This window comes from Photobacterium sp. AWH4_225, from assembly GCF_056158405.1.
Map to the genome: position 1 here is coordinate 476,275 of NZ_JBSWTF010000001.1, position 12,815 is coordinate 489,089.

General features: G+C 52.3%; 9 protein-coding genes. 8 read left to right on the top strand and 1 reads right to left on the bottom strand.

Annotated features, from left to right (window positions below; genetic code table 11):
• Window positions 1-6: 6 nt before the first annotated feature.
• From recO to acpS, 3 genes are read left to right on the top strand one after another with little or no spacing between them, the layout of a single operon-like run.
• Window positions 7-717: a DNA repair protein RecO gene (recO, locus tag ACXAD4_RS02450; RefSeq protein ID WP_475238421.1), complete on the top strand. Its 711-nt coding sequence runs from the start codon at window positions 7-9 to the stop codon at window positions 715-717.
• The gene (pdxJ, locus tag ACXAD4_RS02455) at window positions 714-1,445 is read left to right on the top strand and encodes a pyridoxine 5'-phosphate synthase (RefSeq protein ID WP_044622515.1); all 732 of its coding nucleotides are present in this window, start codon (window positions 714-716) and stop codon (window positions 1,443-1,445) included. Before recO ends, pdxJ begins: the two co-directional genes overlap by 4 nt.
• Window positions 1,445-1,825, top strand: coding sequence for a holo-ACP synthase (gene acpS, locus ACXAD4_RS02460; RefSeq protein ID WP_317524325.1), 381 nt, complete (start codon window positions 1,445-1,447; stop codon window positions 1,823-1,825). Before pdxJ ends, acpS begins: the two co-directional genes overlap by 1 nt.
• Window positions 1,826-2,044: 219 nt before the next feature.
• Here acpS and barA read toward each other — a convergent pair whose 3' ends face one another.
• Window positions 2,045-4,831, bottom strand: a complete 2,787-nt coding sequence (barA, locus tag ACXAD4_RS02465) for a two-component sensor histidine kinase BarA (RefSeq protein WP_475238424.1) — start codon at window positions 4,829-4,831, stop codon at window positions 2,045-2,047.
• A gap of 153 nt (window positions 4,832-4,984) precedes the next feature.
• Here barA and rlmD point away from each other — a divergent pair, with 153 nt between their 5' ends.
• The 5 genes from rlmD to eno all read left to right on the top strand — a co-directional run bounded on the left by rlmD (window position 4,985) and on the right by eno (window position 12,673).
• Window positions 4,985-6,304, top strand: a complete 1,320-nt coding sequence (rlmD, locus tag ACXAD4_RS02470) for a 23S rRNA (uracil(1939)-C(5))-methyltransferase RlmD (RefSeq protein ID WP_475238426.1) — start codon at window positions 4,985-4,987, stop codon at window positions 6,302-6,304.
• Between the two features lie 32 nt (window positions 6,305-6,336).
• The gene (gene relA, locus ACXAD4_RS02475) at window positions 6,337-8,568 is read left to right on the top strand and encodes a GTP diphosphokinase (RefSeq protein ID WP_475238429.1); all 2,232 of its coding nucleotides are present in this window, start codon (window positions 6,337-6,339) and stop codon (window positions 8,566-8,568) included.
• 73 nt (window positions 8,569-8,641) lie between these two features.
• Complete coding sequence (gene mazG, locus ACXAD4_RS02480; RefSeq protein WP_475238430.1) at window positions 8,642-9,451, top strand: nucleoside triphosphate pyrophosphohydrolase; 810 nt, start codon at window positions 8,642-8,644, stop codon at window positions 9,449-9,451.
• A 199-nt stretch (window positions 9,452-9,650) separates the two neighbouring features.
• Window positions 9,651-11,291 carry a CTP synthase gene (locus tag ACXAD4_RS02485; protein ID WP_044622521.1) on the top strand — a complete coding sequence of 547 codons (1,641 nt, stop codon included), beginning with the start codon at window positions 9,651-9,653 and terminating at the stop codon, window positions 11,289-11,291.
• 80 nt (window positions 11,292-11,371) lie between these two features.
• A complete protein-coding gene (eno, locus tag ACXAD4_RS02490; RefSeq protein ID WP_044622522.1) occupies window positions 11,372-12,673 on the top strand; it encodes a phosphopyruvate hydratase in 1,302 nt (433 codons plus the stop codon).
• Window positions 12,674-12,815: the final 142 nt, after the last annotated feature.

A 12,815-nucleotide genomic window follows, 5' to 3' on the forward strand; every position in this document is an offset into this window, starting at 1 on the left:
TAGCGAATGGAAGGGCTTCAGCGTTGTTTTGTCCTTCATACTCGTCCTTATAGCGAGACGAGCCTGATCCTCGACGTCTTCAGCGAGGACTCGGGCCGTCTTACCCTTCTCTCGAAGGGGGCGCGACGCAAGCGCTCCAACCTCAAAGGGGCGCTTCAGCCTTTTACCCCGCTCTTCATGAAATGGTCCGGCAAGGGCACCATGCCCGTATTAACCCATGCCGAACCGATTAGTATCGGCCTGCCGATGCGCAGCTATATCTTGTATTCGGCTATGTATGTCAACGAGTTGCTGGCGCGAGTGCTGGAAACCGATACCCCTTACCCCGTGTTGTTTCTGGATTACCTGAATGTGCTGCGCGAGCTGGCACAGGCGGAGAATCCAGAGCCAGCACTGCGCCGTTTTGAACTGGCTTTGCTGGATCATCTCGGCTATGGTGTGGACTTCCTCCATTGTGCGGGCAGTGGCCTGCCGGTGGATGACACCATGACTTATAACTATCGGGAACAACGGGGATTTATTGCCTCGTTGACGGTCGGCCAGCTGACCTTCACCGGTGAACAACTAAAGGCGATAGCCGCTAGGCGGTTTGAGAGCCCAGATCAGCTCCGGGCTGCCAAGCGTTTCACCCGTATCGCCCTAAAGCCCTATCTGGGCGGCAAGCCATTAAAAAGCAGGGAATTGTTTATCCCTAGAGGAAGGAGTACCGGAAAATGAACAACATCTTACTCGGCGTGAATATCGACCATATTGCGACTCTGCGTAATGCACGTGGCACCCGTTATCCTGATCCGGTGCACGCAGCCGAGGTAGCTGAGCGTGCCGGAGCAGACGGTATTACCATCCACCTTCGTGAAGACCGTCGCCACATCACCGATCGCGATGTGCGCATTCTGCGTGAGACCATCCAGACCCGCATGAACCTGGAAATGGCGGTAACCGATGAGATGGTTCAGATCGCGCTGGATACCAAGCCTGAGTTTGTTTGCCTGGTTCCTGAGAAGCGTGAAGAGCTGACTACCGAGGGCGGCTTGGATGTGGCAGGCCAGCTGGAGAAAATCAAAGCGGCAACCGCCACCCTGACTGAAGCTGGTATCAAGGTTTCTTTGTTCATTGATGCCGACCGTGCCCAGATTGATGCCGCGGTTGCCTGTGGTGCACCTTACATTGAGCTGCATACTGGTCACTACGCCGATGCCGAGACGGAAGAAGAGCAGCAGGCCGAGCTTAAGAAAATCGCTGCGGCTGCGAGCTACGCTGACGATCAGGGTATTAAAGTTAACGCGGGCCACGGCCTGACTTACCACAATGTGAAGCCGATTGCGGCACTGCCAGAGCTGTACGAGTTGAACATCGGCCACTCTATTATCGGCCGCGCGGTATTTGACGGCTTGGAGAAAGCGGTTGCCGATATGCGTGCAGAAATGCTGAGTGCCCGCCGCTAATGGCCATTGTTGGCTTGGGAACCGACATTGCTGATATCGAGCGGGTGGAGAAAGCCTTCGCTCGTACCGGTGATGCCTTTGCCCAGCGCCTACTGGCTCCGAGTGAATACGAGATCTACCAGTCGCTCAAGCATCAGGGGCGCTATTTGGCCAAGCGTTTTGCGGTCAAAGAAGCCGCCTCGAAAGCGTTGGGCACTGGCATTGCTTGTGGGGTCACTTTCCACGATTTTACCGTGACTAACGACGAGCGCGGCAAACCCTTGCTAGCCTTATCGGGCAAGGCGGCTGAACTCGCCGCCGCGATGGGCGTTAACCATGTCCACCTGACCATTGCCGACGAGAAGAAGTACGCGGTGGCGACGGTGGTATTGGAGAGCTAGCTCTCCGGTCCGTGGCAAGAGGCTATTGGCAATAGGTTGTTAAAGTGAACCTCCAGCCCACAAGATATAAGCTTCAATAAAAAATCCCCGATTTATCGGGGATTTTTTTCAAAGTGTATCTATTTTACGGGAGTCATATCACCATAGCCCATAGCCCATAGCCCATAGCCCATAGCCCATAGCCCATAGCCCATAGCCCATAGCCCATAGCCCATAGCCCTAATGCCTATAAGCCTTCGACGCCTTAACCACGTTGTTCATCTCGTCGATGAGCTCGAACAGCTCAGGCTCGATATCGTCGGTGCTGGCACCGGCCTTGAGTTCGGTTTCGATGGTGTGACACAGGCTCTTGAGGCGCGGTACGCCACTATAGGCGCAGCTACCGTGAAGCTTGTGGATTGGCGGCCACAGCTCGATATCCTTCCCGTCGAGGGCTTCGTTGACCAGCATTTCTACTTCCGGCATGAAATCGAGCAGCATCTGCAACATATCCTTGGCCAACTCTTCCTTGCCTGCGGCCTGTTTTAAGGCCAGTTCCCAGTCCCAGCTGACATTGCTGTTTACTGGGGCTGGTGCCTCACTCTTGCCTTCTTCTGCTTCCGCAGGCTCAGGTGCTGGCGCATCGAGTTCAAGTATTGGCTTGTCGTGTGGCGTGGTCCATTTGGCGAGAATCTGCTGCAGGATCCGCTCTTCGATTGGTTTGGTCAGGTAATCATCCATCCCCGCTTCAATCAGGCGCTCGCGTTCACCGGCCATGGCATGGGCGGTAACGGCAATCACTGGTGTCGAGTGGTTGAGATCGGTTTTGTGGATTTCCTGACAGGCTGTCACGCCGTCCATTTCCGGCATCTGGATATCCATGAAGATCAGATCAAACTCTTTCTGGTGGGCGTATTCCACCGCTTTGCGGCCGCCACTGGCGGTGATCACTGTTTCTACCCGCTCGCACAGCAAGGCGGAGATCAACTTGAGGTTGGCCGGGTTGTCATCGACCGCCATGACGGTCAGTGGCTGGATGTTCGGTGCTTCGGTGGTGATAGGCTGTGGCTCTGGCTCGCTGAACGGATCCGGTTCGCTGACCAGCGCTTCGAACAGCTTGCGGTGACCGAGTGGTTTCGGCAAGCAGGAGGTTACCCCGGCATTGATCAGACGCTCGGACAGTGCCAGCTCGGTGGTCGGCAGGCTGACGATGACTTTCTCACTCAGCTGCTCGGCCTTGAAGACCTGATCAAGCAAGGTGGCGATAGGTGGCTGTTCGCCCGGAGACAGGTTGAGCAGGGCAAAGTCATGCTGCTCTGCATCATCCGGCATACTTGAGCGGTACGTGACATGGATACCGGCGCGGATCAAACGTTGCTGGATCACCGATGCTGCCTGCATGTTCGGCTCGATAAGCAGCAATTTCTTGTTCATCAGCGAGTGGGTGTCGATTGGCTGCGATACCGGTAGATCGGTCTTGTTCAAGCGCAGGCTGAACCAGAAGGTTGAGCCTTGATGCAGGCGCGAGGTCAGGCTGACTTCACCACCCATTTGGCTCACCAGTTTCTGGGTGATGACGAGGCCTAGGCCAGTACCGCCATAGCGGCGGGAAATACTGGCATCGGCCTGGCTGAAGGCCTGGAACAGCTGGGCTTGTTGGCGCTCAGAAATACCGATACCGGTATCACGCACCATAAACTGCAGCTCGAGGCTCTCATCGCGTTCGGTCTTGAGCTCAACCGAGACATCGATGTTGCCGCGCTCGGTAAATTTCACCGCGTTGCCGATCAGGTTGGTCAGTACCTGCTGGATACGGAGCGGATCGCCAATCATGCCGCTCGGAATACGGTGATCGACTTTGAGGGTCAGCTCCAGGCCTTTCTCATGGGCACTTGGGGCCAGCAGTTTCATCACTTCATCAAGGGACTCGGTAAAGTCGAATGGGATGTTTTCAAGCAACAGCTTACCGGCTTCCAGCTTGGAGAAGTCGAGAATGTCGTTGATGATAGTCAGCAGGTTGTTGGCCGACTTTTCGATCGTCTGCAAATAGTCTTGCTGGCTGGTGCTGAGACGGGTCTTGAGCATCTGGCGGGTAAAGCCGATAACACCGTTGAGCGGGGTACGCAGCTCGTGCGACATGTTGGCCAGGAACTCGGATTTCACCCTTGCCGCTTCCTGCGCCCGTTTCTTGGCGATATCCAGCTCGACGTTCTGGATTTCCAACTGTTCGAGTGTTTCACGCAGATCGGATGTTGCTTGATCGATGCTCTGCTGCATCTCGATATGGTATTCCGACAGCGAAATCGCCATCGCATTGATGCCGTTTTTCAGGGTATCGAGCTCGCCCAGCAGCTGGCCTTCGATACGGACATCAAGGTGACCACGGCGTATCCGGTCAACCACGCTCACCATGTGCGAAATAGGGCGGGTGACGTCTTTCATCAGTCGGTAGGCAAACAGTGATGATAGCGTTAGGCCCAATAGCAGCACCATCAGGGCGGTGAATACTTCTTGGTATTGCTGCAGACGCAGGGCACTCAGGTCGAGTTCTAGCGCGATGTAGCCAAGTGTTTCGGCCTGGTAGCCTGGGACAGACGAGTTGCTGAACTGGCCTTCCTTGAGGATTGGCGCACGCAGGATCAGCGAGTTTTCATTGAGCCGGGTTTCCAGCAACAGCGGGATTGGCTGATCGTCTGGGTACATCAGCGCCTCGAAATTACGGTGGAAGTTCGAGGTCACGAACAGTTCGTTCTTGGTATTGAAGACCGCAATACTGCGTACAATTTGCGAATGCTTGCGATGGGCATAGCTGATCAACCGGCGCACGGCCTCGCGATTTTGATCGGCCATGCCATATTCGGTGGAGATCGCCAAAGGCTCGATAATGCTGGCACCGGTCGAGATAAGCTGGTGTTCAAGATCGCGATATCGGCTCATGGTAAAAAATGCGCTTAAAAGCAGGCCAATAATCAGCGTCGGTGCTAATGTCAGGGTGAATACCCTGGCACGAAGTCCATATTTGGTCATGGTTCTCTTAATTACAAGAATGCGATTCTATGGGACAATTATCCCATCTATGGCCGCTAGCTTAATGAAAGTCAGGCTATTCGACAATCAACTCATCCCAAACTGTTGTTGAAATCACCAGTTTGGGCAAATTGCTCCGTGGGTCCAATTACTATGGCACGCTTTTTTAAGCCTCAGAAACGAAAATTAACCGATACCAAGCATAAAGAAATCACCATCAGCCGGCTCGACCACCTTGGTGCCGGTATCGGCCACCTCGACCGCAAGCCGGTGTTTGTCGAGGGGGTATTGCCAGGGGAGAAGGCAATCATCCAGCTGACGGAAGACAAAAAGCAGTTTGCCCGTGCCAAGGTGATCCGTCGCCTCAGTGACAGCGAAGAGCGTGTTGCGCCTGCCTGTCCTATCTATGACCAGTGTGGCGGTTGTAACTTGCAGCATTTATCCCATCAGGGTCAGGTGGCAGCCAAACAGCAATCGCTGGGCGAGCTGATGGGCAAATTTGCCCGTACCGGTGAGCAGGTCGAGCAGGTGACACCTATCACCAGTGATGAATGGCAATACCGCCGCTGTGCCCGCCTGAGCATTATGCCAAAAGGCGGTGAGCTGAAGGTTGGCTTTCGCAAGAAGCAGAGCAAGGAAATCGTCGATGTCGAACATTGTCCGGTGCTGGCGCAATCATTGAATGAACTTTTACCGGCATTGCGAACTCTGTTATCTCAGTTGAAAGGCCGTAAGCATCTTGGCCATGTCGAGCTGGTAGAGGCCGATAACGGCCGGGTGGTACTGATCCGCCATCTGCAGCCGTTTTCTGACAAAGACATGACCGCCATCCGTCAGTTTGCTGACCAACACCAGTTAATGTTGTACCTGGCGCCCACTTCTGATGCTCTTGATAGCATTTCCGGGCCAGCACCTTATTATGAGTTGGATGGCCTAGAGCTGGTTTTCTCGCCGAAAGACTTTATCCAGGTTAACCGCGAGGTGAACCAGAAGATGGTGGCGCAGGCCATGGACTGGTTGGCTGTCGGACCTGATGATCGAGTGCTTGATCTATTCTGTGGGCTTGGTAATTTCAGTTTACCGCTCGCAAAGCGAGCAAAAGCACTGGTTGGTGTTGAAGGCGTCGACGAGATGGTGCATCGTGCATCAGAGAATGCAAAAAAGAATCAACAGGTTAATGCTGAGTTTTATCAAGCGAACCTAGAAGAAGATGTCACGACAAAATCGTGGGCAAAAGAAAAATTCAGTAAGGTTTTGCTCGACCCAGCCCGGGCCGGTGCAGCTGGTGTTATGCAGCACGTGGTAAATTTGGGTCCAGAGCGGGTGGTGTATGTCTCCTGTAATCCGGCAACGCTGGCACGAGACAGCCAGGTATTACTGAAGCAAGGTTATCAGTTGGAACGGTTGGGTATAATGGACATGTTCCCTCACACCGGACATTTGGAGTCGATGGCGTTATTTATCAAGCGATAGGCTCACATTACTAGAGTAAACAGGATAGAAAAATGGTCGCAGTTCGCGGTGCGCATTTAAAGGAAAATGATACATTCGAGCTTTCTTCGTGGGTTGATAGCCTGAAGCAAGATGCCAAGGTCACCAAGCATCTGGCCAAGACCTATCAGCGATGTATCGATTTAACGACAGAGGACGAGCGCGCGTCATTATTGCTATGGCGCGGCCGCGAGATGGTCGAGATCCTGGTAACGCTCAGCATGGACAAAGATACGCTGGTGGCAGCCTTGCTGTTCCCATTGGTGGAAGCCGGCGTATACAGCCCAGAGCAGCTCAAGGAAGACTACAGCAATACAATTTTGCAGATGGTCACTGGCGTTGGTCAGATGGCGGCCATCGGTCAGCTCAACGCTACCAAGGAGGGCGCTGAGCAGTCAGCACAGGTGGATAACATTCGCCGTATGCTGCTGTCGATGGTCGATGACTTCCGCTGCGTGGTGATCAAGCTGGCCGAGCGGATCTGTAATCTTCGCGAAGTGAAAGACGAGCCGGATGAGGTGCGTAGGGCGGCAGCCAAAGAGTGTGCCAACATCTATGCGCCGCTGGCCAACCGCCTGGGTATCGGTCAGCTCAAGTGGGAAATTGAAGACTACGCGTTCCGCTACCGTCACCCGGAGACCTACAAGCAGATTGCTAAACAGCTTTCTGAGCGTCGTATTGACCGCGAGCAATACATCGAGCACTTCGTGACGGACTTGGCCGATGACATGAAAGCCTCGGCTATCAAAGCCGATGTGCAGGGGCGTCCGAAGCATATCTACAGTATCTGGCGCAAGATGCAGAAGAAGAGCTTGGCGTTCGACGAGCTGTTCGATGTCCGTGCGGTGCGGATCATCGCTGATGAAATCCAGGACTGCTACGCCGCACTGGGTATCGTCCACACCAAATACCGCCACTTGCCGAAAGAATTCGACGACTATGTCGCCAACCCGAAACCTAATGGCTACCAGTCAATCCACACTGTGGTGCTGGGGCCGGAAGGCAAAACCATTGAGATCCAGATCCGTACCAAGCAGATGCACGAAGAGTCGGAGCTGGGGGTTGCGGCCCACTGGAAGTACAAGGAAAGCGGTTCATCTTCAGGCGGCGCCAAGTCATCCTACGACGAGAAAATCAACTGGCTGCGTAAGCTGCTTGCCTGGCAGGAAGAGATGTCCGACTCGGGCGAGATGCTCGAAGAGTTGCGTAGCCAGGTATTTGATGACCGTGTCTATGCCTTTACTCCAAAAGGTGATGTTGTCGATTTGCCGCTTGATGCAACGCCGTTGGATTTCGCCTACCACATCCACTCGGAAGTCGGCCACCGCTGTATTGGTGCCAAGGTTGAGGGACGTATTGTTCCGTTTACCTATAACCTGCAGATGGGTGATCAGGTAGAGATCATCACTCAGAAAGAGCCGAACCCGTCACGCGACTGGTTGAACCCGAATCTGGGGTTTGTGAATTCTAGCCGCGCACGCTCCAAGGTCCATGCTTGGTTCCGTAAGCAAGATCGCGACAAGAATATCTTGGCCGGTCGCGAGATCTTGGAAATCGAGTTGGTCAAAATCGGCGCCACCATGAAGGATGCCGAGGCCTATGCCCTCAAGCGCTTCAATGTTAATTCGGCCGATGAACTGTTTGCCGGTATCGGCAGTGGTGACCTGCGTATCAACCAGGTTATCAACCACATCAATGCCTTGGTCAACAAACCAACCGCCGAGGAAGAAGATCAGCAACTGCTTGAGAAACTGACCGAAGCGAGCAGCAAACCGGCTACTACCAAGAAGCCTCAGCGTGATGCCGTGGTGGTGGAAGGGGTTGATAATCTGATGACCCACCTTGCCCGCTGTTGCCAGCCAATTCCGGGTGATGATATTCAGGGATTTGTCACCCAGGGGCGCGGGATTTCGGTTCACCGCAGTGACTGTGAGCAGCTTGAAGAGCTCCGCCATGTTGCGCCTGAGCGTATTATCGATACGGTGTGGGGCGGCGGCTTTGTTGGCAACTACCATATCACGGTAAGGGTGACGGCGGCAGAGCGTAATGGTCTGCTTAAAGAGCTGACCAATACCTTGGCTAACGAGAAGGTCAAAGTCGCGGGGATGAAGAGCCGGGTCGACTACAAGAAACAGATGTCGATCATGGACTTCGATATCGAGCTGACTGATCTGGAAGTGCTGGGCCGGGTACTCAAGCGCATCGAGCAGGTGAGAGACGTCGCCGAGGCGAAAAGGCTACATTAAGCACTATTAAAATTGACGACAAAAGCGGGAGCCGAGGCTGCCGCTTTTTCTTTTGCACATAGAGAAGAAACCAATGAGTAAATCACAGCGTCCTATCGAACAACTGGTGGAGATCATGGCCAAGCTACGTGATCCGGACAATGGCTGCCCGTGGGATTTGAAACAGACCTTTGCCACCATCGTTCCGCATACCTTGGAAGAAGCCTACGAAGTGGCTGACGCGATTGAGCAGCAGAATTGGGATGATGTCCGAGAAGAGTTGGGTGACTTGTTGTTTCAGGTGATCTTTTACAGCCAGCTCGGCAAGGAGCAGGGGCTGTTTGATTTTGATGATGTGGTGCTGGGGATCAACGAAAAGCTCACCCGTCGCCATCCCCATGTCTTTTCTGATACCGAGTTTGCCAGCGAGGCGGACATCAACGCCAATTGGGAAGCAGAAAAGGCCAAGGAGCGTTCAGCTAAAGGGGAGGATAGCAGTGTCCTTGCCAACATTCCGCGGGCGCTGCCGGCATTGACTCGAGCCGATAAAATCCAGAAGCGGTGTGCTAAACATGGCTTTGACTGGGACACCTTGGGGCCAGTGGTCGACAAGGTCCAGGAAGAGATTGAAGAGGTGATGGAGGAAGTCATCCAAGTGTCACCTGATCAGGCTAAGATCGAAGAAGAAATGGGGGATTTGCTGTTTGCTGTCGCCAACTTCAGCCGTCATGTCCAGGTCAAACCGGAAGTCGCCCTGCAGCGAGCTAACCAAAAATTCGAGCGCCGTTTTCGCGAAGTGGAGAAAACTGTGCTAGAAAGAGGAAAGCGCCTTGACGATTGCTCGCTGGATTATCTGGATGCGATCTGGGATGAGGTCAAGCAAAACGAGCTGAAGACAAAGTAGGCTAGGTGGAGAGGATAGTAGCGCTCGCACGAAGGAATGGTCAAAGGATAGTCACCTAGTTTAGTAGATTTGATTTGAAACAAAAAAAAACCAAACGTGCTGTGATAGTTTTCACGTTGTGGCAATAAAGTGTGTCTGGTATACTAATTTCCCGTCCAGATACTTTTTATATCCTCTATACCAATCTTCCAGGTAAAACATGACAACGAATTACATTTTTGTTACGGGCGGGGTCGTATCCTCACTAGGTAAAGGTATTGCTGCTGCATCGCTGGCGGCTATTCTAGAAGCACGTGGTCTGAAAGTGACCATGATGAAACTAGACCCTTACATCAACGTTGACCCAGGCACAATGAGCCCGATTCAGCATGGTGAAGTATTCGTAACGGAAGACGGTGCAGAGACTGACCTTGACCTAGGTCACTATGAGCGTTTCATCCGTACCAAGATGACTAAGCGCAACAACTTCACTGCGGGACGTGTTTACGCTGATGTACTGCGTAAAGAGCGTCGTGGTGACTACCTAGGTGCAACGATTCAGGTTATCCCACACATCACCAACGCCATCAAAGAGCGTGTTATTGCTGGTGCAGAAGGCCACGACGTTGCTATCGTCGAAGTTGGCGGCACAGTAGGTGATATCGAATCTCTACCATTTATGGAAGCTATCCGTCAGCTAGCAGTTGAACTGGGCCGCGAGCGCGCTATGTTCATGCACCTGACACTAGTACCATACCTGGCAGCGGCTGGCGAAGTGAAAACCAAGCCAACCCAGCATTCTGTAAAAGAGCTGCTTTCTATCGGTATTCAGCCAGACATCCTTGTATGTCGTTCTGACCGTATGATCCCTGCTAACGAACGTGCCAAGATTGCATTGTTCTGTAATGTTCAGGAAAAAGCAGTTATCTCCATGAAAGACGTAGATTCCATCTACAAGATCCCACAGCTTATCAAGGCTCAGGGTCTTGACGACTTGGTATGTCAGCGTTTCGGCATTACTGCACCGGAAGCTGATCTTTCTGAGTGGGAACAGGTGATCTACGAAGAAGCTAACCCAACTGCCGAAGTTGTTATCGGTATGGTGGGTAAGTACATCGAACTACCAGATGCGTACAAGTCAGTGAACGAAGCACTGAAGCACGCAGGCCTGAAGAACCGCCTGTCTGTTAAGATCAAGTACGTTGACTCACAAGACGTTGAGAGCAAAGGCGAAGAAGCGCTACAAGGCCTTGACGCTATCTTGGTACCTGGTGGCTTCGGCGGCCGTGGTGTAGAAGGCAAGATCCTGACTGCACAGTACGCCCGTGAAAACAACATCCCTTACCTTGGCATCTGTCTGGGTATGCAGGTGGCATTGATTGAATTCGCACGTAACGTTGCAGGTCTTGAAGGCGCTCACTCAACTGAGTTTAACGCTGATACCAAGAACCCGGTTGTTGGCCTGATCACTGAGTGGGTTGATGGCGAAGGCAACGTTGAAGAGCGTACCGAAAAATCTGACCTTGGCGGTACTATGCGTCTTGGTTCTCAGCTATGTCACTTGGCTGAAGGTTCTAAAGCGCGTGAACTATACGGTAACCCAACGATTCATGAGCGTCACCGTCACCGCTACGAAGTAAACAACAACCTACTTCCTCAACTTGAGAAAGCAGGTCTGAAGATTTCTGGTCTGTCAGCAGACAAGAAATTGGTGGAAATCATCGAGATCCCGAACCACCCATGGTTTGTGGCTGCTCAGTTCCACCCTGAGTTCACCTCTACGCCTCGCGATGGCCACCCTCTATTTGAAGGTTTCGTGAAAGCGGCTGGCGCAAACCAGCGCGGTGAGCTTAACAAGTAAGGATTACGGATAGCTGTAGCAGTGATGGCTGCAGCTATTTTTTTAGCTTTTAATTTGAAGATAAAGCAAGAGGAAACACAATGTCTAAGATCGTTAAAGTTCTAGGTCGTGAAATCATTGACTCACGTGGTAACCCAACTGTTGAAGCTGAAGTTCACCTAGAAGGCGGTTTCGTAGGTATGGCTGCTGCACCATCTGGTGCATCAACTGGTTCTCGTGAAGCTCTTGAGCTACGCGACGGTGACAAGTCTCGTTTCCTAGGTAAAGGTGTTCTTAAAGCTGTTGAAGCTGTGAACGGCCCAATCGCGGAAGCTCTAGTAGGTAAAGACGCTAAAGCACAAGCTGAAATCGACCAGATCATGCTTGACCTAGACGGCACTGAAAACAAATCTAACTTCGGTGCAAACGCAATCCTAGCTGTATCTCTAGCGAACGCTAAAGCTGCTGCAGCAGCTAAAGGCATGCCTCTATACGAGCACATCGCTGAGCTAAACGGTACTGCTGGTCAGTTCTCTATGCCTCTACCAATGATGAACATCATCAACGGTGGTGAGCACGCTGATAACAACGTTGACATCCAAGAGTTCATGATTCAGCCAGTTGGCGCTAAGACTCTTAAAGAAGGTCTACGTATCGGTGCTGAAGTATTCCACAACCTAGCTAAAGTTCTTAAGTCTAAAGGCATGAGCACTGCTGTAGGTGACGAAGGTGGTTTCGCTCCTAACCTAGAGTCTAACGCTGCTGCTCTAGCTGCAATCAAAGAAGCTGTTGAGCTAGCTGGCTACGAGCTAGGCAAAGACGTTACTCTTGCTATGGACTGTGCAGCATCTGAATTCTTCGACAAAGAAGCTGGCAACTACAACATGAAAGGCGAAGGTAAGATCTTCACTTCTGAAGAGTTCAACCACTACCTAGCTGGCCTAGTTGCAGAATACCCAATCGTTTCTATCGAAGACGGTCTAGACGAGTCTGACTGGGACGGCTTCAAGCACCAGACTGAACTACTAGGCGACAAGATCCAGCTAGTAGGTGACGATCTATTCGTTACTAACACTAAGATTCTTGCTCAAGGTATCGAGAAAGGCGTTGCTAACTCTATCCTTATCAAGTTCAACCAGATCGGTTCTCTAACTGAAACTCTAGCTGCTATCAAGATGGCTAAAGACGCTGGTTACACTGCAGTTATCTCTCACCGTTCTGGTGAAACTGAAGATGCAACTATCGCTGACCTAGCGGTAGGTACTGCTGCTGGCCAGATCAAGACTGGTTCTATGAGCCGTTCTGACCGTGTTGCTAAGTACAACCAGCTAATCCGTATCGAAGAAGCGCTAGGTGAGAAAGCACCTTACAACGGTCTTAAAGAAGTTAAAGGCCAAGCTTAATTAAAAGCTGCGCGTCGGGGTAACTCGAGCTGATACTAAAAACCGCCCATCATGGGCGGTTTTTTTATGGGCGAATAGCGGCTTGGAGGCTTACTGCCCCTAGTGTCAGAGTGCAAGTTATGGGATTATTACCAGCAGCTTG

Coding starts and splice junctions, on each gene's coding strand:
- eno (WP_044622522.1), top strand. CDS start 11,372: ATGTCTAAGATCGTTAAAGTTCTAGGTCGTGAAATCATTGACTCACGT.
- ACXAD4_RS02485 (WP_044622521.1), top strand. CDS start 9,651: ATGACAACGAATTACATTTTTGTTACGGGCGGGGTCGTATCCTCACTA.
- rlmD (WP_475238426.1), top strand. CDS start 4,985: ATGGCACGCTTTTTTAAGCCTCAGAAACGAAAATTAACCGATACCAAG.
- barA (WP_475238424.1), bottom strand. CDS start 4,831: ATGACCAAATATGGACTTCGTGCCAGGGTATTCACCCTGACATTAGCA.
- acpS (WP_317524325.1), top strand. CDS start 1,445: ATGGCCATTGTTGGCTTGGGAACCGACATTGCTGATATCGAGCGGGTG.
- pdxJ (WP_044622515.1), top strand. CDS start 714: ATGAACAACATCTTACTCGGCGTGAATATCGACCATATTGCGACTCTG.
- relA (WP_475238429.1), top strand. CDS start 6,337: ATGGTCGCAGTTCGCGGTGCGCATTTAAAGGAAAATGATACATTCGAG.
- mazG (WP_475238430.1), top strand. CDS start 8,642: ATGAGTAAATCACAGCGTCCTATCGAACAACTGGTGGAGATCATGGCC.
- recO (WP_475238421.1), top strand. CDS start 7: ATGGAAGGGCTTCAGCGTTGTTTTGTCCTTCATACTCGTCCTTATAGC.